Here is a 25379-nt window from a genome sequence, read left to right as displayed (position 1 = left end):
GCCAACATGGTAAAGCGTATCTGTGTATTGCTATTCACCTTGCTGTTGGCGAGATCTGCGCTGTCGGCACAACAATACGCTTTACTGGTGGGGGTCTCAGAATATCCCAATCTCTCCCCTGAACTCTCGTTGCGCGGTCCGGCTAACGACATGCTGGTGGCGAAGCACATGTTGTTAGGGCAGCAGTTCAGCGAAAATAACATAACGCTGTTGGCTGACGGTATTGAGTCTGATGGACTCCCTACGAAAGCCAAAATTATGCAAGCACTCGCGTCTCTGGCTGGCAAAGTGAAGGCCGGTGACTTTGTGTATTTGCATTTTTCCGGGCATGGTAGCCAGCAGCCATCTGATGATTTTCGAACGGAAACGGATGGATTAGACGAGATATTTTTGCCGAGAGATGTGACCAACTGGGATATGCAAACCTCACAGGTGCCCAACGCATTAACCGACGATGAAGTGGGTAGGGCACTGGATGCTATTCGCAATAAAGGCGCCGATGTCTGGCTTATTTTTGATTCTTGTCATTCTGGCACAATGTCGCGCAGTTTAACCAATGACAGTGTGAAAATGCGTAACGTTAACCCCGCGTCGTTGGGGATTCCTGACGGGGTTACAAAGCCCAATGTGCCGCAGAGTACCTTCAGTTCAGCTGTTGTGTCGAATCAACCTGAACCGGGCGGTAACAAAGGCGCGCTTGTCGCTTTCTACGCCGCACAAAATACCGAAGAAGCGCCTGAGATGAATTTGCCACAAGGCGATACCCAGGCCGCACAGGGTTTATTCAGTTTTTCTATTAGTCGTTTGGTGAGTCGATTCCCCAACGCCACTTACCGGCAATTAGCGCAAATGGTGTTAGCAAGTTATAACAGTATGCCCTGGTTCAGAACGACCCCATTGTTCGAAGGGGACAGTCTGGACAGACCATTATTTCATCGCGAGGGGCCAGTACAGCAGCGTTTTGCCGTGAGCGTAAAAGGTCAGACTTTTCATATGCAGGCCGGTTCATTACAAGGATTTGAAACCGGCGCGCAGGTGGCGTTATACAAAGAAATTACCGGTGCCGAGATGATTAGCCAAGCCAGTGTTGAGCATGCACAACTTACCCAGTCAACACTCGCTATACCCACTTCTTTGATCAGCGGAACCTATTATGCTGAGTTGAGTCGTCCGGCTTTTCCCGTGCCGTTGCGAGTAAAGTGGCTGACGCCGCCAAGCGATGCCTGGATTCAAGCTCAGCAAACACTGGCAAACAATGCGTTGTTGTCACGAACATTGAATTGGGTAGGCGTAGAGGATGATGCGGATATTAGCTTGTATCCAGGTAGCAAAGCCCTTTATTTACTGACGCTGCAAGACCAATTGCCCTGTGAGCTTAACATGACCCCGACGGATAACTGCGCCGCTGCGGATACGCGTTTTAAAAGTCACCCTCTCGGGCAGGTTTCAGGTTATGCCGGTTTACTCTCGAATATGCTGACTCGTACGGTAAGGGCTTTAAATTTGATGCGCTTGTCAGACAGTCTGATTGGCACCGATGGGGTAAATAGTTTCGTTGAACGCAAGCGCCCCGGCCAGGCATTTGAGCTCATGTCGCCGGAGCGAGGCCTGGTACTTCAAGATGGCGACGAATTGCGCGTTGAATTTGTAAACAGTACCGTTCGAGCGTTAGACGTGACAATTTTGTTTATTGATAGCCTGTTTGGGATAACCCAAATTTACCCTGAACCGGGCACCAGCGGTCGTTTACAGCCTGGCGAAGCCACTGATTTCGAGGGGACCATTGATGCCTCAACGCTGGGCACCGAGCAGTTTATGATCATTGCCACACCGGTCAACCGGCAAGATCCGCCAACCAACCTGATGCATTTACAGCAACCTCCATTAAACGCAAATGTGTTCAGCCGAGGGGCCAGCGGGATTGATTTCTTTGCGCAGGCTTTGGGCGATGCGCCCCAGTCTCGTGGCTTTACTAAGTCGAGCGCAACTAATCAGGCAACCATATCTGTCATTCGCTGGCAAACCGCAAAAGGCGATAACTAATCAGCCGCACCGCTATTTCCTCGTCCCTTTCTTCCTGACGCACGGCGATTAATGCTGTAGCTTGAGATAGTGTGAATACCTGAAACCTCACGAAAGACGTTTTCATTGGCAGTGCATTTATGCACTAAGCCGCTTTTTTTAAGTATTTTAAAAAATAGTGTGAGATTTTTTCTCGGGCTGCGAATCATTCATAAAGTACCTCTTTTTTTCGAGGGAACAGACGGCTTTATGAGGGTTGCTGTGCCAAGCCTCTATAAACAAAGTTGGGCATGTAATTTTGGATGCGGGGAGAATTAAACCATTGAGAAATGTGAAATGAGCGTCGAACGGCATCAGCTGTACTTAGACATCTTAGAAAAACACAAGGGCATTGTGTTTAAAGTCGCGCGTTCCTACTGCAGTAATGAGTTTGATCGGGAAGACTTAGTTCAGGAGATCCTGGCTCAAATCTGGCGTTCTCTAGACACGTACAATGACGCGTTCAAAGTCACAACATGGATGTATCGGGTGGCGCTGAATGTCGCCATTTCGTTCTACCGCAAAGACAAGTCGGCCGCCTACAAACACACAGAAATAGAAGACAGGTTGCTCACTTACGACATGGTTCAAGAGAGCGAAAATGAACAAAACTTGAGTGCGTTATACGCGTTCATTAACGAACTGAACGACATAGATAAAGCGGTATTGCTGATGTATTTGGAAGGCGAAAATCAGGCTGAAATTGCGGCCAATTTAAATATCACGATTTCAAATGTCTCTACCAAAATCAGTCGCATTAAACAGAAGTTAAAGTTGAAAACGGCGTAAACCGAAGGGGTAATCAGGATGAATTTAGATCAAATGCAATCCATGTGGCAGGCACACAGTGAAAAGCTGGACGAGTGTATGAGCCTGAACAAAACACTGCTTCAGAAAATACAATCGGAAGGTCATAAAAGTGAGTTAAATAAGCTTATTTTGGCAAGGTCGCTAGAAGGCTTTCTGTTTCTTATTATTGTTGCGGGCCTTTGGCATTACGTGGTGTCGTCCTGGAGTTTGACGGCACCTGTTGTGTCCGCCTTAGTGCTCAATGTGTTTGCGACATTGGGGTTAGCGGGAAGCATTGGCCAGGTTGTGCTATTGAGCAAAATTGACTTTTCTCAGCCGGTTAGAGAAACGCTGTCTGACCTCATTGCTGTGAGAGCACACGGCATGACCATATTTAAACTATTGTTGCTATCCGCACCTTTCTACATGGCTTATGTATTTCTGGGGTACGAGCTGGTGGCCGGCATTGATTTATTCTCATTAATGCCTGCGGAAACAAAGGTAATATTTGCCATTATTTCTGCTGTATTTGGTGTGTTAGTTACGCTGCTTATCAACCAGCTTAAACCTGAAAACAGAAGTAACAAGTTGATTGGGTGGCTGTATCGGGAAGTGTCAGGCAGCAGGTTAACGCACCTGTTAGATCAGTTCGATAATATGGAAAAAGCCTGAGTGTGGGGTGGCCCAGTCTTCCCAGTGCAACAGGCGGTAAATGGTTACTTGACGCTATTTTCGCCTGAAATCTAGTAGTTTGTATTAAAGGAGCTCATTATGAGTAGTTCAGTCATTGGCGCTGTGGTTGTCGTCGTTATTGTGGTTATCATTGCAATCGCTGCGTCAAAGCACAAAGAATGATTGTTGGCATATAGTGTTAAGTTAAAAATCAACCAGCAAGCAAAGCGACGAATACGTTTCGCTTGGCTTCGCGAATTAGGACGCGGATGTTTGCTGATATGACTCGGTTTGGCCCGTTAACCGGGGTTATCTAATCAACGGCGTTGCTTTACGTAAAAGACAGGGAGGTTGGTAAATGTTGACTAACAGTGTAATAAATTGGGTGGGCTTTACGATACAGGTCATCGGCTTATTGTTGATTACCATTGAGCTCTATTTGCCGCCGCTAGCGGAGCGCCTCAAAACCTTCCTGGAGAGTATCCAGTTTCGTCTGGCTGGCAAGCCAGCGACTAAGCAATACTGGAATTGGGTAGCAATCGTCGCTTATATCGTCATATGGGTCATTTCCGTAGCCGTAGTGTCCATTATGGACCCGCCAATGAGTATTGTTGCCAACGCGGCGTTTACTCTCTTTACCGTGTTCCTTGGCGTAGTGATTTTTGTGAGTAAAGTGTTTGTCAGACTCGGTATTGTGCTGGGCAGGGGCAATGTGATTGGTGGTGTTGGGCTCGTACTGGCCTTAATTGGTTTCACCATAGAAATATCGAAGATGGTTTTTTCTTAGTAGACGGAACACGCAGATAGGTTTACGCCAATCGATTCCATGTTCTCACCAGTAGATTTCACATTGAACAATTATAGGTTAGATAAGTTTCAATTTAGTTGATTATGAATTACGCTTGAGTTGGTTGAAATTTAATCTATAAGGACGTAGATCATGTTCACACTTGTTTCTGTCAGATCGTTTTATCTTGTATTTCTCATCAGCTGCAGTCTTCTTTGCAATTCGGTACTAGCAGCACAATTAACCGCTAACAGCTTTAACCACGCAGATTTAAACCTGGAGTCTGAATTAACAGCGATTTATTTAGGCGACTTTGAACACGCCAAATTAGACCGCAATGGTGTAGCGTTTAACACCATATTTGGAAATTACCTTTTTGCTTTTGGTAGGCAATGCGCTGCATATTTACCCGCAAACAAAGTGGAAATGACTGAGAGAAAGTGCGTACGAGAGCAATACGAAGTTAATATGTATGGTGGGCGCACGGGGGCGAGTCAATGCATTGAGTATCAAGACTTCGGCACAGGTGTATATGCTGACCCGGCACTCTATTCAACCAGTGAAGCCATGAAGGGGGAATTGGGTAATGCCTTGTTTGGACAATTGTTTACTAATCCGGATCCGTTAGCTTCGAGGAGTATTGTTGATGAAGCGGTTAGCGTTCAGGACGATATGAGTAAGCTGGTAGCGCAAAATGCTTGCGATGGCCCTGCGCTAAAACGTTTTGAGACAAACATGCACCTATTCGCAAAGGGACAGGCTGGCTTGACACTAGAATCCGGTGAGCGTTTGAACGATGTCATTGTGAGTAAAGCGGCCGAGTTGAAGGCCGAAGACATCAATCTGGTTAAACTGATTGACGATTTGATTATAGAAAACTCAAAAGGTTGGATGATGAATCGTTATTCGCAGGGCAATGTATATGGCGTAAAGGTGGTCTCAGCGGATAGTGCGGGTCGTCCTAAAGTCGTGTTTGCGAATTATCGGTTTAACTCGTTAGGTGGTGCAATGACGGGGGCTGTGCAATTGACTTTCGAAGATCATACTCCCAAGTGTATGTTTTTCTTAGACGCTCCAAAAACCTGCCGTGTTCCTAGTCGCGGTATTGTGAATTCATTTGATCAAGGTAAATATGTGGCCTCTTCCAGATAGGCTGGACTTTTTGCGACACACTCGTCCGTAAGCGCTATTTGCATTGTTGTTATATTTATACTGACATAAAAAAGCCGAATGTTAACACTGTAACATTCGGCTTGTCGTTTCTGACTAATCAGTTACTGAGGGCGGCCCAACCAGTACATGGCGCGGGCGGTAGCCATCATGACTTCGAGGTTGCCTTGCGCAGATTTTCTTGCATGCATAGAATAACTGCGAGGGGAACCAATTAATGCCGGGCTCTGCCAAATCATGCTGCCTTCAACAGTCATTTCACCGAGGCGCGATGAACCATAATTTTCCCAGTGTTGCTCGTCATTTTCCCCGGTTACCAGAAGAGTCTGTTCACTGTTTGTTAAAGGGTTGGCTACCATATCGACAATCTCCATTTCCAGCGAAACCTCGGACGTTTGATTAAGGCTATCGTCGGTGACATCAAATAAAACCAGTGATCGCCCACTTCTCTTGTAGCAAGCTAACTCTGCAGTAGGATCACTGTCAGCATTAATAAATGCTAAACGTGCGCAGGAAGTATTTGTACTTGCCTGAATGGAAAAGCCTGAAGCTGTTGGTTTGAGTAGCTGTGTTGAGTCATCACCTGTTGAGAGCGCAACATACACATTGCCATCCATGGTTACAATGTCAAAGTCACGGAAGTACTGCGGCATGGTGTACGTTGCCAACATGACCTGATTGTTTACATCGACAGCTTTTAATGTGCGATCATCGACAAAAACGGCATCGTCAAAGCCGTCATTGTTAAAGTCGAAGGATTTGATCACTGTAATATTGTTCGAGTATTCACCGGTAATTTCATACTGAATGGAGAAATCATTCAACTGCATTGCAGCAAAAGAACCATCGTAGGTTTCAGCTGACGGAAGGAATAAATCACCTGCGCCGTCATTGTTGTAATCGTTGGTTACAGCAATGCGGGAATTGTCCCAGTTGGAAGAGATCTCTTCGCTGGTGGTGTAATTACCCGTACTGTCCATTAATAAAACTTTAGAGCCATCGTAGCCATTCCCAGTACTGGGAACAAAGAACACGGCTCGCTCATCACCCGGATACAAATCTGCCCAACCGGCCGCATTAAAGCTATCAAGCTGCTCAGTCGTTGCAGTGGCCTTTACTGTTGCCGACGTAGCAGTAACATCAGCAGTGACAAGTAAGTCTTCACCAGAGTGTGTAATACCTGTACCCCACAACAGTTCATTCAGGCCATCGTTGTCGGCATCACCAAGGGTTAATGAAGCAGAACCATGATCTACCATATCTACGGTGAATACAGAGGAGAGCGTGTTGTTAGTTAGCTTCATAGCGTGAATGTTGCCCCATTGGCAATCGCCAACAAGCAACACGGGAGCGCTGTCTGCTGTAAGTTTTCCTGCGCTAATATCACAAGTATTAAAATTCTCGATACTGGTGATCTGGGATTTGTCTTGTGCAGAGTACACATAGATATAATTCCAGTTGTCTGCGCCGACAATTTCGCCAACACCGTCGTCATTTATGTCTCCAACCGTGACGTAACTGCTGCCAAATCCTGAGCCCAGGAACCATTGGTTAGCACCAGATTCAAGGTCGTAAACCAGTCCGGAGTTGGTCACTAATTCCAGTTGAGGATCATCATCTACATTACCTAAGGCAATGTCGGCGATCCCATCTGCGGTAAAAGTAAATAAAGGTGCTTCTGGTGAGGCGATATCTATTACAACAATGTTGTCGGCATCTCTGTAGTCACTGTTTGAATAAAGGTAAGCGAGCTCGTCATCACCGTCGTTGTCGATGTCACCAAGTATGGCGCTGTGTATGTAACTGTCTGTCTCCATCAGCGTGGTAGCTGCTTCATTAATGTTGGTAATCAAAGAGATGGTATGACTGGAAATCACGAGAATATCGAGATAGCCGTCATCATTGATATCGGTACTAAGCACTTGCTTGACGTTTCCGCCCTGCTCAAATAAGTAGGGATACATCCAGGACTGGCTATAACTGCCGTTTTGATACGAAAGCAGGAACACACGGTTTTGTGAATCAGTAGTAAGGACTTCGTTGTCGCCGTCGTGGTCAAAATCACCAATCGCCATGGCATTGTTTAATTTGGGCACTTCAATTCCTGAGCGAGCTAACTCTTGCACTTCGTTGTTAGTCACTGAAACATAGGTACCAACGACGTCTGCATCATCTTCACCAGTCGAGAAGTTGAAAGCGAAACGCTGGGTTTTAAACAATTGACTGCCCGGCACTTGCCAGGAAATCAATCCATTCTCATTAATGGTCGCGCCTGAGGGCGCTGAGACTAATGTAGCGACACCCTGATTGTCTCCACGGTCTGGGTCAGAAATTATCGCGTTAAACTCGACATAGTCGCCCGGCAGCACGGATTCAGGTAAATTTTCGAACACCACCTGGGCTGGTGCATCTGAAAGTACAATGGTCGTCCTATCAGATTCTACAGTATTGGCACTGTCTGAGACCACCAAAGCCACTTCCACCAGGTCGTTAACGGTTGCACGGTAAGCGGGTAGTGTATCGCCTGAAACGTCTTCTACGAGGTTACCATTAATATACCAACGATAGCTGATAGCTAAGTCTTCATAGGAAGTGTCTTCATCATAATAATAGACAGAACTGACGGTAATGGGGGTGGTGGCATCCACTGTTTCCCATGAATAATAATCGGGTGCATACACCATGGGAGGGAGTGACATATCGCTAACAGCGACAAGGGTTTTGTCTGTCAGCGAACCATCCAGCAAGTCATAGATATTACTTATGTAAGTACCTACATCATAGTTACCGTCGTTATCGGTATCTTCCATATAGCGAATAGGGCCTTGCTCAAACAGTAAGGCTGCGGTTTTATCACCCGAGACAGTCATTTCTCCACTGTACATATAGGGCGGGAAGTCATCAGCACTATCCAGCTCGATAACCAGTTTACCTGCAGAGCCGATATACACATCAACTTCAACATGGCTAATTGAGTCACCAGAATACGGTGACATATCAAAGTCGCCTTCTAATTTGTATTGTTCAGAGCCAATATTAAATGCAACATTTTGGTAGGTTTCTACCTGGTAATTTCCGCTAGTGGCGTCGAAACCTTCTTTAAATGACACTAAACCCGACAGCGTGTATGGAGTCCCTTCATATGTCCATTTGAGATTGTCGAAATACATACTGTATTCCACATTGCTGTCTGACACACTTTCGATCGCAATGGCCGTTGAGCCAGAGATTGCAACACCATTACTGTAAAGCCAACAGTTCTGGTAGCTCATTGCAATGATACCCGTTGAGTCGCCAGATATCTTGCCGTCGTAAGAAACGTTTCCGCCTTGGTCGCAAGCGTAAGTCTTTTTAATCGCGCCGTTTTTCACATCATCACTGAAGTCTTGTTCTGCCAGTTCAGGCAGAGCCATACCAGAATCGCTAAACAGTAAGTTAAATGCGTGTTGGACTAATTCCAAATCGACTTCTGCATTGGTAGTTTTGCCTTTGTATTGCGCGTTTGCGATAGACGATGCTGCAGTATTGAGGCGCGCTGGACTGTAGTCTTTAGCGTTTTTAATGATGGTAGATGATGTGACAGGTGAAGAGCCTCCGCCCCCTGTACCAGAGTCTGAACCGCCGCCTCCACAAGCTGAAAGTGACAACGCGATTACACTGATCACGCCAAGACGAATACTAGCAGTCATAGCTCTTCCTTGATGTATTGTTATTGGATTTTTCCGAGCAGTAAATTTAGCGTAAAGACAAACAAGAAACAACGGCTTATCTGCTGGAATGAGAGCAGAAAAATCGAAGCTGTATTTTCCTGAACAAAGAAAGCAAGTTGTAGGCAACTTGTTAGTTTTATGCGCTTTGAGAGAAACCGGTGATTCGATAGCAAATCAGACATAAAAAATTCACGTGGGTTTATCGATCGCAATGGAAAAGTGTTCCTTTGCAGATGCCTGGCATGAGGAAGCGCGACACAGCCAGCATAGCGCCACTGATGACGGATTATGAAAAGTTTATACATGAAATCATGTTCGGAAAGTAACGGGCAAGAACAACCCGAAAGTGCATTGCAAATACTTCGCACAATTAAAAATCTTGTTGAAATAATGGGTCTGGACCAGGTGAGTCTTTATAGCAAAGACAATGCAATGCTTGATGAAATGTAAGAGTTATTTCTATTTATTAAACGTTTACAGATAGTTGCCGATAACGACCTGCGCGTTCAATTTATGAAAGTTGTTATTGTTCCGTCTGTAATGTTGGAAAGTTTCTAAAGGAGTAGTAGGAAACCTGATGCCAGGTTTCTTTTAAAGAAGCATGGGCCTATATGTCAATACTAATAACAGTTCGCTGTATGCTCAACGGCAGCTTTTAAAGTCTGGTTCCCAATTAACCGTTTCTTTAGAGCGACTTTCTTCCGGCTTCAGAATTAACGCGGCTGCAGACGATGCGGCGGGCCTGCAAATATCTGATCGCATGACATCACAAATCCTTGGGTTGGAACAAGCTGTCAGAAATGCTAACGATGGGATATCGTTGGTCCAAACTGCAGATAGCGCTCTGGCTGAGAGCACAACAATCATTCAGAGAATGCGGCAACTGGCAATTCAATCACAAAATGGCATCAATAGCGTCGCTGATAATGCCGCGATACAGAAAGAAATTAGTCAGCTATCTACCGAACTAAATCGCATTGCTAATGATACACAATTCGCAGGACGAAATTTGCTCGATGGAACGTTTAGTGCAACTTTTCTTGTTGGTGCTAATTCCGGGCAAACTATAGATGTATCACTTTCGGGTAGTTCAGCCAGGCTATCATCCCAAGGGCTCGGGATTGGTTATGATGGTGACGATGTAAGTGGGGCCTACCGAGATCTGGGAAGTGGGCAGCTAATTCTTAATACCGGGTTGGCACCTGCAGGTACGTATAAATTCGCAACTTCCGTTGATGGTGGTAATACCTACAGCGAAATTACCGTTGCACTGGGTGGAAATTCAACCTCTGACGCACAAACGATCGTCGATACAATAAATGAGCAACTATCCTTTCGCGGATTTGATTCGTTAATTACAGTAGGTAGTCAGGTTGTATCGAATACCAATGAACCATTACGTGTTGCACAGGCTTCTTCAAACCCGATGGATCTTGGCAATAATTTCAATCCTACCGGCACCTACGATGCACTGTTTTTGGATATCGACAGCCTGGATAAGGCATTATCCACTGTGGATAGTATCCGTGCCGAATTAGGAGCCAAACAAAACCGCTTTCAATCCACTTTAAGAAACTTATCCAGCATTAGAGAAAACGTAGCAGCGGCCAAAAGCAGAATTAAAGACACGGATTTTGCAGTAGAAACCGCTAACCTGACTCGCAATCAAATTATTCAGCAAGCCAGTACATCGGTTCTATCGCAGGCCAATCAAAGTCCACAACTTGCCTTGTCGTTACTAAACTAATATTGCAATGGATGCAAAGAATGTCTGGATTTCAAAACTTGCACGGGCTGCTTCCGATTGCAGTTGCTTTGTATATTTACCAGATATAGGAGCGTAACTTTCTGCACTACTGGCAAGCGTCAAACCTTTATACCATTCAAATTTCCAGCGACTGAACCTGCCAATTCAAAAGCTGTAAAGCGTAATTAAGAATTAACGCCATTATTTACAGGAGATTAATATGGCCAGAGACTTGTCTACTATCCAGCCAGAAGTGCATTCTAGACGCCGATACTACGTTGTTTCTGAAGGGAATAAACCTGGGGTTTACTACGAATGGGAAGATGTAGAGGCGCAAACTAAAAAATATTCTTGCCCTCTATATTGCCGATACCGCACTGAAATTGAAGTACGGGAAGCGCATGGTGTTTATCAACGGCGGCAAGCCAAACCAAAAACAAAGCAGCGGTCTAGCCGTAGACGAACTACAGTCTTGGGTGCTTGATTAAGGCGTCGCAATCTTCGGGCGATAGAAGATCCCATTTGTCGCCCCTTTACCTTTCAACTTAGTCATTTCGAATATGGCTGACAGGCCAGCAACCACACCGGTTACTTTGGCTGATCCATAAGTACGAGGATCAAAATCTGGTTTTGTGCGTTTCAAGAAACTTCCTGCCGGACCAACGTTAACCCAACCATCATCATTCTGGTACAGCTCCCATGCTTTTAACAATACTGGGATCAGTTCTTCCGCGCCATTGGTGGATATCGCGTTATCCGGCTTTGGTGTATCACTATTAGATACCGGCTCTGCGCCTAAGTTTTCGGTGAAGATGAAATCATCACAGGCATTTCGAAACGATACCGGTGTTTTCTTTTCACCCACACCAAACACAAACTTTTCCGATTCCCTTAACCGTGAGGCCAGCTTAGTAAAGTCACTATCACTGGAAACCAATGCAAAGGCATCAATACGGTCGGAATACAGCAAATCCATAGCATCAATAATCATCGATGCATCGGTGGAGTTTTTACCGGTGGTATAGGCAAACTGTTGAATAGGCTGGATAGCTAACTCATTAAGCGGCTTCTTCCAGTTCTTTAAGGTGTCGGCAGACCAATCACCGTAAGCCCGCTTTATGAGCACATGTCCGTGCGCTGATATCTCATCTAATATCGGTGATAGCTTGGCTAACTGTGCATTATCCGCATCAATCAGTACGGCCACTTTCTTGTGAACATCCAGGTCTTTCATCTCTATCCTTACTTATTCGGTATAACGGCATTTCGGGAAGTTAGAACACCCGTAAAAGGTATTACCGGCATTAGGGCCGCGTTTGGCCGTTCTTTCTACTAACTCACCAGAACATTTTGGGCATACCTTGGGTTTTTCAATAGTCACCTGAGGTGAAACCTGCACATCGTTTACCAAAGCTAATAGTTTTGGACCATCAATTAGCTCGATAGGTTTGCCTGCAGCAAAGTCGATAGCTTGTTGAGTAAAGGTGCCAGAACTGATGATAATAAAATGGTTGGCCTGGTGTGCAGTCAGCACACCAAACATTTCTCGCACCACATTCACGCCGACCTTTTGCGTTTTCCACTGCTTGCATTGTACCAAGGTAACCAGGTCATCCTTGCGAAGTTCTAAATCAATACCACCGTCGGCACCATAACCACCTTCAGTTACTCGGTATCCCTGCCTGCGATAGGCTTCGGCCACCAACTCTTCAAAGTTACGCCAGTGCAAATCACGCACGGTTTGGATATTACGCTGGGTATCTAGTTGTATTGCCTTACGACGAGTATTCAATAACGCAAAGGGGGCAGCAAGTAATATCAGGCCAGCAATATATGGTGCTGGAATGACGAAGGCTTGAAACACCGCGTCGGTGATTTGGTTATCGGTTTGAATGGATGGCAACACATACGCCATCATCACATAGGCCGTGGCGGATACTAGTACCGACACCCACCATGGTAACTCTACCAGTAGGTTAATAAAGGTGGTTTTGTTTCTTGGCATTCACAAACATCCTTGTGTTAACTACCTAGAGTGTACTCTCTTGCTATAAAGAATAGGGTATATATCTCTATCGTGTAGTATTAAGCTAAAGCATCCCACTGCAACGAAAAATAAAGCGTGTTTCACTAAGCAAGGAGGCGATTAATGGACGTGTATATTGGCATAGGTGAGGGCGAGCTCCGAATTTATGCACAAAAAAACAACTTTCGTCGGTTTGCGTTCCGATCTAAAAGTGGTACCAGAGGCAGGACTTGATTGGGCCGACATTCGGAAGGCACAGAGCTCCCCCCTTTCGACGGATTTTGAAAAGAAAGTGTCTCTTTTAATATATGCAAATCAATAGTTTGGGATTTAAAAAAAGACACTTTCCAAATTCTTTGCTCGCAGTAGAAGTTTCCCCCTACTTCCTTACATCATTCTTGAAGCGCTCTGCGTTTTCACGCTCTTGCGCCTCAACATCGCCTTTACCAAAGAAAGCCCAAAACGGCTTTGGAATTTCAAGAGCACGTTGTGTGGTGGGCCTTGCGTCAATTCTGTCGAACCAGGCTTGCAGGTGAGGTAGACCATCAACGCTGACATTCGCCCAATAATAGGCACGTGCCCACGTGTAGGTAGCCATATCTGCGATGGTGTATTCGTTGTTTACCAGAAAGTCTTTACCCTCCAGATGTGTATTCAGGACTTCCATCAGTCGGCGACTTTCGTCGACGTAACGTTTAATCGCAAACGGATCCTCGTTGCCGTTTTTAGCCGCAATACGCTGGAAATACATTGCCTGGCCCATCATTGGCCCGACACCGCCCATCTGGAACATCAGCCATTGTAGTGTTCTTGATTTCTCATCAGGAGAAGATGGAAGGAATTTCCCGTACTTCTCAGCCAGGTACCAAAGAATGGCCCCTGACTCGAAAACAACAAAGTCGTTGTTAGCGTGATCTACTATGGTAGGAATACGCCCATTTGGATTGAGCTTTACGTAGTCCGGCGCCTTTTGCTCGTTCTTTGAAAAATCGATATGTGTTAAATCGTATTCGACACCCGCTTCTTCAAGAAAAACAACAGGTTTCCAGCCATTCATTGTAGAGGCTGTGTACAGGTGTATATCTTTTTGTGAACTCATAGTTGTTTTCTCCTTCGCAGAATCAGTAAGCAATAACGTGCCACAGCAGGGCTTCAGGGGGGCCAGTAAATAACACTAAAAACCTCTCCTATTTTTCTTCTACAATAATGGCGATAGCTGTCTGCTCACCGAGATTTGTCACTCTGTGGGTCCATGCCTCATGCCACATGACATGCCCGTCGGGAACATCAGCAACAATCTGCTCGCCGCCAAGCGTTTCAATTTTTAACTTGCTGCCTTTTTCAAAATAAACCGTTTCGTTGTTGTGACGATGAAACGAATCGCTTTCGCCTGGCTTCAACACCATTTTCAAAACAAGGGCACGTTCGTTTTCAAGCAATATTTCATACTTTTGGGGTGAAGCAATGTGTCCTGGTTCATACTGCTCGCGAGCATGAGTGTTGGCAGTCGCTGCCAACATCAAGCAAAATCCGGATTTCAATACGGGACGTAAAAGAGACATAAAAACTCCTCAGACGTTTTTCAAAAACATCGCTTTATAACTGGGTTAAAAGTGCTTGTTTATGTGGGCTTCGAAGCGTTTAAAGTCGTTCTCAACGTCTGCGTTTTTCATTACGTCGAAGCTGGCAAAGGTTTCCATCGGAGTCATGCCAAAAAACTTGAAGTTCATATGCATTGGGAACATCAAATCGTCTACTGATTTACCGTCAAAAAACTCTTCATTATCATTGAACGATTCTTCTGGTGCATTGAAGGTCAGAGACATCATGTACTTTACATCTGCAAGTGTGCCGCCAGTACCGTAGTTTTTCTTAGGCTCTTCGGCTACACGCCCATCGCCCGCACACAAAGCGCCGCCCATACCTGCGGTATATACTTCGTCCATATATTTTTTGAATGACCAGGGCACTCCCATCCAATTAATAGGCGATTGAAGAATGACAAAATTTGCCCATTGGTGATGTGCAAGCTGCTCATCCACATCGTATTTTTCTGCCATCGTCACTACGCGAGTGTTATAGCCTTTACCTTCAAGCAGAGTGACGGCTTTATCAACAAGGGCAGCATTCAGCTTGCCCTCTGAGAATGGGTAATACTGGTGGGCATTAATAATTAGTACATTGCCTAAACTTGTGGTGCTCATTGAAAAGACTCCTAAGATTGCTTACATATAGGTTAATCAAAGCAAGCGTGTTTTCTCGCTTTAAGGTATGTGGTATATTTTAGTTACCTTTAAACGGTAATCAATTAGTATACTTTTAGTAACCTGCTTTAAATGAGAGGGTGTAAGTTGGAAAGTTCAATAAAAACAGACAATAAAGGACGAAAAAAAGTTTACAACGCTTGCATGGAGCCCTGTGCTATTGAAAAGGGAATGCGATTAATTGGCGGAAAATGGAAAGGTTCGATTATTTACCATCTGAAAGATGAGCCTGTCAGATTTAACGATCTTGCACGAATGCTCGGTGGCGCAAGTAAAAAGATGGTTGATCAGCGTCTCAAAGAGCTTGAAGACGAAGGCATGGTGTTACGAAAGGTTATCAGCGATAGGCCAGTTGCCGTCACGTACGAGCTGACCGAGTTTGGGCGAACAGCTTTGCACATTCTGGATGAGCTTAGAGTGTGGTCTGAAACCCATGATGTGCAGATAAACGCAAAGCAGCGCTAGGCTGGGCCCCACAAACGAGAGCCCTCTAATTGCGCTGCAAGCTTAATTTTTATTAATATTAATCAATCGCATCATCGGAGAGGGTTTTAATGGGTTACGGCCTGGTTGGATAGCCGTAAACTGCATTAAGAGCCTAGTGAAAACCAGCGTTTGATATGGTTGTCTGACCTTATTCATTATCAGGTATTTCATCGTGCTCAAGTTTTTCAGCGTAGCCTTTTGGTGGCGGTGTCCAGCCACGCATTTTTGAGTGTTTGTCATGCAAATCTGCTTTCAGTGCATTTTTAATTAAGGACTCAAGTTCAATAAATAGTTTGAGGTAGTTATTGTCGATGCGTTCACCGCTGGCATCGTCAATCCATGCCTTATAAAGCATATCGTTTTGTTGATCTTCAATATTCTTATAGGCCATCTTTTGGCGTTCAACATGGAAAGGATGAATATTCAGTGAACGTAGTGCTTCTGCCCCCATTTCAAGTGCGGAATGATAGGTTTCTGATACGACATAATCTGCACCTAGCTGACGAAGACGGTAGCCATGACCACGATCGAATGCACGGGCAAGTACCTTAACATTGGGGTAGGCATGCTTGGCATATTTTACCATTTCGGCAGCCGTGTCTTTATCATCGATGGCGATAACCAGCAAAGAGGCATCGTGAGCACCGGCAGTGTGTAAAATATCCGGCTTAGACGCATCGCCAAAATAGGCTTTTGTGCCAACACGCCTGATTAGGTCAATCTGTTCTGAGCGGATATCAAGCACCACGGTTTTAACATCATTGGCTACCAGTAAGCGATTAATAATTTGACCGAAGCGCCCTATACCGGCAATAACGACCGAACCTTGCTCGTCAATGGTGTCTTGCTCCCGTTGTGTTTTGCTGCCTTGATAGCGAGGCATAATGGCTTTGTCGAATAAGATGAAAAGGCCGGGGGTTAAGAACATAGAAATGGCTACAACCAAAGAGAGAACAGAAATAATATTACTGGGGAGCACATAGTTTTGCGATGCAAAACTTAACAATACAAAGCCAAATTCCCCCGCCTGCGCCAAACTAAGTGTAAATAGCCATTTATTGCTTTCGCGCAACTTAAATACGACGGCAATCACGTACAGTACCATTGCTTTTACAAGCATAACCGTAATAGTAAGGGCTGCAATTAATACTGCGTTGTCCGACAGTACTCCAAAATTAATGCCTGCTCCTACGGTAATAAAAAAGAGCCCGAGGAGGAGTCCTTTGAAAGGCTCAATGTTAGCTTCCAACTCGTGCCTGAACTCGCTATTGGCAAGTACTACGCCAGCCAGAAACGCGCCCAGGGCGGGGGAAAGACCAACTAACCCCATCAGAGCGGCAATACCGATAATAAGCATTAACGCCGTTGCTGTGAAAATTTCACGTAGATGTGACGAAGCGACAAATTTGAATAAAGGGCGGCTTAGGTAGTGACCGCCCACTGTGACAAAGGCCACAGAACTGATGATAACCAAGCCGTAGCCCCACGGTGGTAGCCCCTCTACCAGGCTTAAGTTGTTGTGGCTTTCGCTGCTCGAACCATGCTCTGCAGCACTCGACGCCAGCTCAGGAATAGCCAGCAGCGGGATTAGCGCTAACATAGGGATGACGGCGATATCTTGAAACAGCAGCACCGAAAACGCGCTTTTGCCTCCTTCTGTTTGCTGTAAACCTTTCTCTTGAAAAGTTTGTAGTACGATAGCAGTTGAGGACAGCGCAAAAATGAGTCCTATCGTCAGGGAAACCCCAAAGGGTTGACCTAATGCAATTGCTGCGGCGGTAATAAGCGCAGCAGTCAGTCCAAGCTGCAATCCGCCCAAACCCAGAAGCTTTGATTTCATGGCCCACAATGAGCGAGGTTCAAGCTCCAGGCCAACTAAAAATAGCATCATCACCACACCAAACTCGGCAAAGTGTTGGATAGTTGTGGTTTCGTCACCCACAAGTCCGAATACCGGGCCAATAACCAGGCCTGCGATTAAATAGCCTAAAACCGAACCAAGCCCTAATCGCTTAGCGATGGGAACTGCAATAACCGCCGCCACCAGATAAATAAACGCATAGAGAAAATAGCCTGTCATCTTACTCTCCTGACTGTGTGCACAAATCGGCTAGGTTTTCGATGTTCATTGCTTTCTCCATATTCAGTTCGCCTTTGACGAGTTTGTTTAGCAACGTCGTCCATTTTCGACGATGATCGCTAATACGGTGTTCTTCCTGTGCGGTGCGAGAACCAAACAATGCAAAAGGCGCCAGGTAGGTCATATGAGTAATACTTGCCATTTGTTCAAGTGGTTGGAGAAGTTGGCGGATAGTGAAATGATTAAAACCGTCAGTTTGATACGCTTCTTCTTTGCCGCCAGCACTTATTGCGCATAAAAATTGTTTACCTTTAAGTGCCGTTCCTTCGTGTCCATAAGCAAAGCCATACTCGAGCACAAGATCCTGCCATTCTTTTAAAATTGATGGCGTTGAGTACCAATATAATGGGTACAGAAAAATGATGATGTCGTGATCTACAAGCTGCTGTTGTTCGCGTTCTATATCAATATTGAAGTCGGGGTATTCGGCATACAAGTCTACAGCGGTCACATGCTCGATTGCTTGTGCATCTGCAAAAAGCGGAACGTTAACCTCAGAACGGGTTTGCGCAGGGTGAGCAAACAGTACCAAAACTTTTCTATTGTGCTTACTTTCATCTATATCGCTTTTGTTGTCGCTATTCATACACGTTTTCCAAGCTTGTTTAGTGTTGCTTTTGGTTGGTATTACAATGTAGTTAAGTATGTGTGTTTTCTCACTTTTTGGTAAGTGGTGTATTTTAGTTACCTTGAAACTACAATCAATTAGTATACTTTTGGTTACCTGTTAAAAATGAGAGGTTGAGAGCTGGAAAGGTAAATAAAAACAATTGCTAAAAGGCGAAAATTGTTAATAACGCATGCATGTCGTAATCCCCCCCTGAAAAGTAGCGGCGGTTATTAGTAGAACATCCAATGTTTAAAATAGTTAATTAAATTTAGGAGATCAGGCTTAATTTTTGGGGCGTTGCAAATTTTCTGTATGCACAAAATCTATCCGTTTCATTTGTCGTCTATCGGACTATAGTAAGTCTATATTTAGACCAATAGAGATTGTCATGAAAACTCAAACTGTACCTTGCATGAAGGAACATGCGAATCATCTGGAATTGGATAATCCCATTTTGGTCACGCAAAATGGCAAGGCAAAGTATGTTATTCAGGATGCGAAAGACTACGAAGAACAGCAACAAACTATAGCATTATTAAAACTCTTTAATTTGTCAGAACACAGTGCGCGACAGAATGGGCTATTTGATCTGGATGAAGCATTTGACGACGATTGGAGACAGCAAAAAAGTGACAACGGTTTTTAAACTTTGTTTGAAAAAACTGGATGCATTTTTAACCAGAAAATTTAATCAGAATGTTGCTAGCGAGGCCAAGCAAGCTATTAAATCAAAAGTTAAGTCTTAACTCTCTGGAAATCCGTTTTCTGCTCCTCATAGTGACAGGCTCCTGGAACTAGGGTTAACTGAATACAGACAATTTCTTGTCGATAGTCATAATGTGGTGTTTTATCGAGTCGATGAGCCTACAAAGACGATCATCCTTCTTCTGGTTATTGATTCTAGACAAGATCTGAAAAAGCTTTTGTTTGAAGTGAACTTGCTCGTCTGATTTATTCTAAATTAATAGAACGAGATGAATGCTGATCCCCGTTTATGGGGTAGAGCCCGTTTATTGATGCACACCTAGAGGTGTTTGGTACCAGAGGCCGGACTTGAACCGGCACAGAGTTACCCCCGGCGGATTTTGAAAAGTTAGTGTATCAAATAGTTATTTAGTATCAGTTGGTTAATATGTTTAAAAAACGCTTTGCAAATTCTTTGCACGCCGTTATTTAATTATATTCAGATTAGCCTATTTCCGTTACCCATACGTCCACTTTCAAACTTGAACCTGGCAAGCCCCAGAATGCTCCGGACACGGCAGGGACTAGTTCAGGAAGTCTGCTTACGGCTACGGCAATGTGGTTCGCACCTACCAGGCCCCCATGAGTTGGGTCAAAGCCTTTCCATCCAGCTCCAGGAATAAACACTTCTGCCCAAGCATGAGTCGTACCTGAGAGATGATGTTCATCCTCGGTATGTACATAGCCACTTACAAATCTAGCGGCAAATCCTAAATAGCGTGCAGCATCAATAAATAAATTCGCGTAATCCCGGCAGGAGCCAGCATTTTTGCTGAGTGTTGCAGATGAACTTTGAACTCCCTCTTCATCTCTTTTTATATATTGGAGCGTTTGATAAATGTATTGGTTCATGGATAGAAGCAATTTAAAGGTTTGATTGGGTTGTCGAGTTGCCCACGCATTATTCAACCAATTTTTGATGAGGATGTAGTCTTCATCAGTGTTGTTTCGTAGGTAAGGCGCTAGGGTGATAGCATCTTCGGAAGGGTAGCAAAACGGATAATTAACAGCATAATCTTCAATAAGAAAATCCTGAGGGAGTACATCAAATTTTTGGACAATTGAGTCGCTCTCAATATGCAGCCTATGTGAGGCTTCCGAAAATCTGGCAATTGCGACTGAATTGCTCTCTACATCCCGGTGCCACTTTAATTCAGCATTCGGACTAATAGTGAGTGTTGACGACTCAAGATGCTGGTCGTGTCCTTCCCGAGGCCTGAGACGAAGTGTATGGGCGTCTAATTGCACGTCATCAGAGTATTCGTAAGTTGTTTGGTGTACCACTCTGAATCGCTTCATATAATGCAACATGTATGTCTATAGAAGTATCAGGGTACCTCTTTTAAATATTTTTTGCTGAAACATTACGGTTAACGTTGAGGAAATTTCACAGCGTAAAAATCATATTAAGGAGCTAAACTGCTTTTATAAAATAAATAGTGCTGTGTAAGATAATAATTACGCTGCAAGTAGTAATAAATGTTCTGACGAAAAATTAATTATATACATAGGTTGCGAACTAGCGTACTCTTGTCTGGCTTTAGAAAATTAACACCTTATCTGTTACTGCTCTTGCTTTTCTCTTTCTTCTTTTGTTATTCAAAGTCGATTTAGTATTTACATTTGCTCTATTAGTTAATGTTTTACTATTTTTTAGCGCCTTACTGGCGGATAAACTCGCCAATTATTTAATTAACAAGAGAATTTTAAAATGTCTAAATCCGTAAATGGTACAGTAAAGTGGTTCAATGATGACAAAGGTTTTGGTTTTTTAACGCCGACTGAAGGTGGAAAAGATGTATTTGTACACTTCCGCTCTATCGCGTCAGAAGGCTTTAAATCTTTAGTGGAAGGGCAACAAGTTCAATTTACTATTGAACAAGGCCAAAAAGGTCCACAAGCTTCAAACGTTGTTGCTTTATAATCCTTGCAAGATTTTAGGGGCTAGTTAAATCTAGCCCTATCCAACTTACCAAAACTGCCCAAGTAAATTCTGCTTTCACTCCCATCTAAATTGTACTCATTAAATAAAATAAGAATAATTATGAAAAATACTATTGATTCATCAGGTATAAATGTCCTGCCGCCTGTTACCCATATATCGGTTAATAAATTTAATGTTGCCTTTGAAGATGGTAAATCAAAGAAATTTATAAACTTTAAAAATTCAGTCGAAACAAAAAGGTTTGTTTCCTGGCTGTTATCTATTTAAAAAATTGATTATAAAGTCGTTTATAATCTTTAAATACTGACCGCCTTTTTTCTCCTGAGATACAGATTGAAAGTGCCTCAAGAATAAGGTTAAGCAGTTTGTTTAAGTGGTAGTGACACAATAGGCCGATTCACGTGGTTACTTGGGTAGTCCAATAGAACGAGACGACTGCTGATCCCCCATTTATGGGGTAGAGCCAATAATTAATAGAACGAGATGAATACTGATCCCTCGTTTACAGGGGAGAGCCGCCGATTACAGGCACAAAAAAACCGACTTTCGTCGGTTTGTGTTCACATCTAAAAGTGGTACCAGAGGCCGGACTTGAACCGGCACAGAGTTACCCCCGGCGGATTTTGAATCCGCTGCGTCTACCAATTCCGCCACTCTGGCACTGATAGATGTGCTTAACTACTGCTGGAGTAGTTAGGTTGCGAATTATAACTATGTTGGCCGTACTGACAAGCGTTTTTTTTATCTAGGCTATCAACTGTTTAATAATTCGTCGAAAATGCAGTCGCCTCGAGATGTGCGGGGGTTTTTGTGGGCCTTTTTGCGCTTCTGTGGCACACTGTACGATAGGTAATAGAGGTAATTTGTTCGTCCATGGCAAAGTCAAAAAAGGCAAAAAAGCCTAACACTTCCGCATCTACTCCTTCTGCTACGTCAACGTCGTCTCCGGAACAGCAACGTGCAGGCTTTTTTCGCCGTCTGGCGGCTATGATCTACGACACGCTGGTCGCCACTGCGGTTGGTATGTGTGCCGCGATGGCCATGATTGTGTTTATGGTGGTGTCGCTGAAAAACGGCTTGTTCGATATGCAGGGCTACGCTGAGCCGAATGAGTTTATTCAAAATTCCGTGATGTTTACCACCATTATTCAGGTGTGGGTAGGCGTTTGGGTTGCTGGGTTTTTCCTGTGGTTTTGGAAACGTGGTGGGCAAACACTGGGCATGCGCGCATGGCGATTACGTATTTTTAGCACCACTGAAGCCCCAATGACCTGGTCACGGTTGCTGCTCAGATTAGTAACGTCTCTTGGCGGGCTGGGTACGCTATTGGTGTTGTTTGATGTGAAAAACAAACTAGCCTTGCAGGATCGGGTGGCGAAAACGGAAGTGGTTAAGTTAACCAAAAACCAAAACGATCACAAAAGCTGGTAGTCCAATAATAGCGGGCAAAGTCGTGATAATTACTTTGCCGAACTGCGATACCGTTTCAGTTCTACCAGCAGCCAATCCTGGCTTTTTACGGTGGGCTGAGAAGGGCAGTGCACAAGATAATATTTGCCCGACATTTTGCTCTTGGTGGCGGCGTATTGAATAAAGTCTTCCGCGGTTTCAATGTCATCGGAAAAGTAATCGTATTTCTTCTTAATATGCCCTAGTGCTTCTGCGCCGGTATGGCGTTTGCCATTGCGTTCGTAGGAACAATCGGTACTTTTTACGAAGTTCAGCAGGTGGCTGATTTCTTTGAATGAGTCAGCGCTCGCATTCAAGCTAGCAAGCGCAGTCAGCAGTAACATCCATTTCATAAACTATTGTTCCTGAGCACCGCTATCGCGATAACAACACGGTCGCAACACCCGCAAACAACAAGCTGGGCAGCAGCGCGCCTAATGCAGGCGGTATGTTGTAAACCAGGCTAAGTGGGCCGAATACTTCATTGGTAATGAAGAAGCCGAAACCAGTGAGTACGCCCATAATAATACGAGCACCCATGGTAACACTGCGAAGTGGGCCGAAAATAAAAGACAAGGCCATGAGCAACATCACGCAAACGGTTACAGGCTGCAGTAGCTTTCGCCATAAAGCCAGTTCGTAACGGCTGGTATCCTGCTCGTTATTAATGCGGTACGTTATGTAATCATTGAGCCCGCGAATGGATAACGCTTCTGGCTTAACTGACACTATGCCGAGCTTGTCGGGCGTGAGGGTTGAATCCCAGCGCCAGGTAGGCAGGGCCTCTGTGTCAATTTTAGCCTCGGTAAAGGTGGTGTGGGTTACGTTAGTCAACGTCCAGCCATTTTGCTTGTAAAAGCCGCCGCTAGCGTAGGTTGTACTGGCGAGCTGCAGCGCGTCGTTAAAGCGGTAAATACTGACATCTTGTAGTGAGTCGCGGCTAATAACCTGCCCAATGCTTACAAAAGCATCGCCGTCTTTAGCCCACACGAGTTTGTCTGAGGAAAACAGAGAGCCCCCGGTTATAGCCTCTGTGCGCAGTTCCTTGGCGCGGGATTCACTCACTGGGGTTACCCATTCGCCCACTGCCATTACCACAATGATCATCACCACCGCCGACTTCATCGCCGACGTTATTATATTCCAACGGCTAAGCCCTGCTGCCTGCATGATCACCAGCTCACTGTTGCTGGCGAGTAATCCCATGCCTATCAAGCCGCCTAGCAACACCGCCATGGGAAAGAACTGCTCCAGATCCCGGGGTAAGCTAAGTAGCACGTACACCAGTGCTGCCAGCATGTCGTAGTTGCCTTCACCTACTTTGCGAAGCTGTTCAACGAACTTAATCAGTGCGCTCAGACCAATCAGTACCGACAAAGTAACGGTTACTGTGCCCAGCAACGTGCGGGCAATATACAAGTCGAGGATTTTAAACATTACGTTTTCCTCCACAGTTTGGCGCGCAACTCGGTGCCGAATTTACGGTCACGGGAGAGCAGGGTAATGCCTATCATCAGCATGATACCGTGTACCCACCAAAGCCCCAGCTGCACCGGAATTTTTCCGTCTTCCAGCACGCGGCGACTGGCCAGCAATAACATGAAATACCCGAGGTATAACAAAATAGCCGGGAACATTTTGCCAAACCGGCCCTGACGAGGGTCAACTGCGCTCAGGGGAACGGCAATCAACACCAGAAACGGAATGGAAAGCGGGATGGCTATACGCCATTGCAGTTCGGCCATTGCTTCAATGGAATTGTCCTGCAGCAACTCAGCGGTTGATAACACCGATACCTTTTTGCGCGAGACCTGCTGTTCCGGATCGTCAATTTGCACCTGATATTCGTCGAAATTCACGACGCGGAAGTCGCGCCGGCGGTGCTCACCTTCGTACTGATTACCGTTGTTCAGAATAAGCTGACGTGTCCCGTCGGCTTCTTTGCTAATGGTACCGCGCTGGGCGTAAACCACCCGAACCTGCGCTTCGTCGTTGGCTTGCTGTTGCGCCAGGAAGACCTTTTGAAGTGAGTCGTCACTTCCTACATCATGCACGAAAATCATGGCTTCCTGGTTGCCGGTTTCCTGGAATCGACCAGGAATAATAGCGCTGAATCCAGCCTCAGCCTTGGCTTGTTCTCGCAAGTTGTATTCGCTTTGCGCTGCCGTGGGCGCGAGGTAGAGCGTCACGAACCCGGTGAAGATCATAATCAGCACCGACAGGAATAACATTACCCGGGTGACGTACCATTCGCTGATGCCGCAGGCGCGCATCACGGTCATTTCGCTGTCTACGTATAAGCGACCATAAGCCATCATAATGCCCAAAAAGGCACTAATGGGGATCACCAGAGAAGCGAGGATAGGGGCGTACAGCGACAGGAATCCAATTACCAGACTGGCAGGAATATCACCCTCAGAGGCGTCCCCCAGCACTTTAACAAATCGCAAGGTAATAAAAATTGCCATTAGTATGAGAAAAATGGCAACCTGAGACTTCAGCGTTTCCTTAAGTAAATAGCGGAATATCAGCATTTATGGCCTATGCTAAAAGTCGGAATTTTAGTGAAAGCAGCTATAATTTTGAGTAAACTTACCATTTTTACATGTTTTGCCAGTATAACTAACCCTTGGCTCCGGCAGGTGCGATTGCCTGAACGTTGTATTATCGACATAAACGCACCCACGCAGTAAGACATTTTGCTGCGGTATTAAACCATAAGCGCGGCAAAACGGCATGTGAATTTTATGCCGGGGCAACAGACAGATAAAAATTGAGG

23 protein-coding genes and 1 tRNA gene are annotated in these 25379 nt (G+C 45.0%); 11 read left to right on the top strand and 13 right to left on the bottom strand.

The genetic code is table 11. From position 1 onward, the window contains the following. Window positions 1–6: 6 nt before the first annotated feature. The 5 genes from BUB81_RS13840 to BUB81_RS13820 all read left to right on the top strand — a co-directional run bounded on the left by BUB81_RS13840 (window position 7) and on the right by BUB81_RS13820 (window position 5461). On the top strand, window positions 7–2043 hold the full coding sequence (locus BUB81_RS13840) for a caspase family protein (RefSeq protein WP_073323723.1): 2037 nt from the start codon (window positions 7–9) through the stop codon (window positions 2041–2043). Between the two features lie 315 nt (window positions 2044–2358). Beyond that, a complete protein-coding gene (locus tag BUB81_RS13835; protein WP_073323721.1) occupies window positions 2359–2850 on the top strand; it encodes an RNA polymerase sigma factor in 492 nt (163 codons plus the stop codon). Window positions 2851–2868: 18 nt separating this feature from the next. Continuing rightward, entirely contained in the window at window positions 2869–3522 is a 654-nt protein-coding gene (locus tag BUB81_RS13830; RefSeq protein ID WP_073323719.1) for a hypothetical protein, read from the top strand. Between the two features lie 358 nt (window positions 3523–3880). After that, on the top strand, window positions 3881–4309 hold the full coding sequence (locus BUB81_RS13825) for a hypothetical protein (protein WP_073323717.1): 429 nt from the start codon (window positions 3881–3883) through the stop codon (window positions 4307–4309). 426 nt (window positions 4310–4735) lie between these two features. Beyond that, a complete protein-coding gene (locus tag BUB81_RS13820; RefSeq protein WP_139241586.1) occupies window positions 4736–5461 on the top strand; it encodes a hypothetical protein in 726 nt (241 codons plus the stop codon). A gap of 122 nt (window positions 5462–5583) precedes the next feature. Here the strand turns inward: BUB81_RS13820 and BUB81_RS13815 are convergent, their stop codons facing one another. Then, window positions 5584–9168: an FG-GAP repeat domain-containing protein gene (locus tag BUB81_RS13815; protein ID WP_073323713.1), complete on the bottom strand. Its 3585-nt coding sequence runs from the start codon at window positions 9166–9168 to the stop codon at window positions 5584–5586. A 622-nt stretch (window positions 9169–9790) separates the two neighbouring features. Between BUB81_RS13815 and BUB81_RS13810 the strand changes: the two genes are divergently transcribed. Then, the gene (locus BUB81_RS13810) at window positions 9791–10936 is read left to right on the top strand and encodes a flagellin N-terminal helical domain-containing protein (protein WP_073323711.1); all 1146 of its coding nucleotides are present in this window, start codon (window positions 9791–9793) and stop codon (window positions 10934–10936) included. Between the two features lie 220 nt (window positions 10937–11156). Beyond that, the gene (locus tag BUB81_RS22540; RefSeq protein WP_073323709.1) at window positions 11157–11420 is read left to right on the top strand and encodes an RNase H1/viroplasmin domain-containing protein; all 264 of its coding nucleotides are present in this window, start codon (window positions 11157–11159) and stop codon (window positions 11418–11420) included. Here BUB81_RS22540 and BUB81_RS13800 read toward each other — a convergent pair whose 3' ends face one another. The 5 genes from BUB81_RS13800 to BUB81_RS13780 all read right to left on the bottom strand — a co-directional run bounded on the left by BUB81_RS13800 (window position 11421) and on the right by BUB81_RS13780 (window position 15166). After that, window positions 11421–12170: an NYN domain-containing protein gene (locus BUB81_RS13800; RefSeq protein ID WP_073323707.1), complete on the bottom strand. Its 750-nt coding sequence runs from the start codon at window positions 12168–12170 to the stop codon at window positions 11421–11423. A gap of 12 nt (window positions 12171–12182) precedes the next feature. Next, window positions 12183–12941: a DUF2034 domain-containing protein gene (locus BUB81_RS13795; protein WP_073323705.1), complete on the bottom strand. Its 759-nt coding sequence runs from the start codon at window positions 12939–12941 to the stop codon at window positions 12183–12185. A gap of 400 nt (window positions 12942–13341) precedes the next feature. After that, window positions 13342–14061, bottom strand: a complete 720-nt coding sequence (locus BUB81_RS13790) for a glutathione S-transferase family protein (protein ID WP_073323703.1) — start codon at window positions 14059–14061, stop codon at window positions 13342–13344. 88 nt (window positions 14062–14149) lie between these two features. Next, window positions 14150–14524, bottom strand: coding sequence for a cupin domain-containing protein (locus tag BUB81_RS13785; RefSeq protein WP_139241585.1), 375 nt, complete (start codon window positions 14522–14524; stop codon window positions 14150–14152). A 45-nt stretch (window positions 14525–14569) separates the two neighbouring features. Continuing rightward, window positions 14570–15166, bottom strand: coding sequence for an NAD(P)H-dependent oxidoreductase (locus BUB81_RS13780; RefSeq protein WP_073323699.1), 597 nt, complete (start codon window positions 15164–15166; stop codon window positions 14570–14572). A gap of 147 nt (window positions 15167–15313) precedes the next feature. Between BUB81_RS13780 and BUB81_RS13775 the strand changes: the two genes are divergently transcribed. Continuing rightward, window positions 15314–15691, top strand: a complete 378-nt coding sequence (locus BUB81_RS13775; RefSeq protein ID WP_073323929.1) for a winged helix-turn-helix transcriptional regulator — start codon at window positions 15314–15316, stop codon at window positions 15689–15691. Between the two features lie 169 nt (window positions 15692–15860). Here the strand turns inward: BUB81_RS13775 and BUB81_RS13770 are convergent, their stop codons facing one another. Continuing rightward, a complete protein-coding gene (locus BUB81_RS13770; protein ID WP_073323697.1) occupies window positions 15861–17792 on the bottom strand; it encodes a monovalent cation:proton antiporter-2 (CPA2) family protein in 1932 nt (643 codons plus the stop codon). A 1-nt stretch (window position 17793) separates the two neighbouring features. After that, the gene (locus BUB81_RS13765) at window positions 17794–18438 is read right to left on the bottom strand and encodes an NAD(P)H-dependent oxidoreductase (protein WP_073323695.1); all 645 of its coding nucleotides are present in this window, start codon (window positions 18436–18438) and stop codon (window positions 17794–17796) included. A 412-nt stretch (window positions 18439–18850) separates the two neighbouring features. On the opposite strand from BUB81_RS13765, the gene BUB81_RS13760 reads away from it, so the two are divergent. Continuing rightward, on the top strand, window positions 18851–19108 hold the full coding sequence (locus BUB81_RS13760; RefSeq protein ID WP_073323694.1) for a type II toxin-antitoxin system prevent-host-death family antitoxin: 258 nt from the start codon (window positions 18851–18853) through the stop codon (window positions 19106–19108). 542 nt (window positions 19109–19650) lie between these two features. On the opposite strand, the gene BUB81_RS13750 is transcribed toward BUB81_RS13760, so the two are convergent. After that, window positions 19651–20505 (bottom strand): transglutaminase family protein, encoded by an 855-nt coding sequence (locus BUB81_RS13750; protein WP_073323927.1) that lies wholly within the window; start codon window positions 20503–20505, stop codon window positions 19651–19653. Between the two features lie 412 nt (window positions 20506–20917). On the opposite strand from BUB81_RS13750, the gene cspE reads away from it, so the two are divergent. Then, a complete protein-coding gene (cspE, locus tag BUB81_RS13745; RefSeq protein ID WP_070178321.1) occupies window positions 20918–21130 on the top strand; it encodes a transcription antiterminator/RNA stability regulator CspE in 213 nt (70 codons plus the stop codon). 594 nt (window positions 21131–21724) lie between these two features. On the opposite strand, the gene BUB81_RS13740 is transcribed toward cspE, so the two are convergent. Beyond that, window positions 21725–21811, bottom strand: a tRNA-Leu gene (locus tag BUB81_RS13740). A 327-nt stretch (window positions 21812–22138) separates the two neighbouring features. Between BUB81_RS13740 and BUB81_RS13735 the strand changes: the two genes are divergently transcribed. Continuing rightward, window positions 22139–22582 carry an RDD family protein gene (locus BUB81_RS13735; RefSeq protein WP_370167256.1) on the top strand — a complete coding sequence of 148 codons (444 nt, stop codon included), beginning with the start codon at window positions 22139–22141 and terminating at the stop codon, window positions 22580–22582. A gap of 29 nt (window positions 22583–22611) precedes the next feature. On the opposite strand, the gene BUB81_RS13730 is transcribed toward BUB81_RS13735, so the two are convergent. The 3 genes from BUB81_RS13730 to lptF are packed head-to-tail and all read right to left on the bottom strand — an operon-like array spanning window position 22612 to window position 25134. Continuing rightward, window positions 22612–22953 carry a DUF5329 family protein gene (locus BUB81_RS13730; protein ID WP_073323690.1) on the bottom strand — a complete coding sequence of 114 codons (342 nt, stop codon included), beginning with the start codon at window positions 22951–22953 and terminating at the stop codon, window positions 22612–22614. Window positions 22954–22975: 22 nt separating this feature from the next. Beyond that, window positions 22976–24037: an LPS export ABC transporter permease LptG gene (lptG, locus tag BUB81_RS13725; RefSeq protein WP_073323688.1), complete on the bottom strand. Its 1062-nt coding sequence runs from the start codon at window positions 24035–24037 to the stop codon at window positions 22976–22978. Beyond that, the gene (lptF, locus tag BUB81_RS13720; protein ID WP_073323686.1) at window positions 24037–25134 is read right to left on the bottom strand and encodes an LPS export ABC transporter permease LptF; all 1098 of its coding nucleotides are present in this window, start codon (window positions 25132–25134) and stop codon (window positions 24037–24039) included. Before lptF ends, lptG begins: the two co-directional genes overlap by 1 nt. Between the last annotated feature and the right edge of the window lie 245 nt (window positions 25135–25379).

The sequence above is a fragment of the Marisediminitalea aggregata genome (genome assembly GCF_900129565.1).
In the GTDB taxonomy this organism is placed as follows: domain Bacteria; phylum Pseudomonadota; class Gammaproteobacteria; order Enterobacterales; family Alteromonadaceae; genus Alteromonas; species Alteromonas aggregata.
This window is presented reverse-complemented; position numbering and strand designations above follow the sequence as displayed.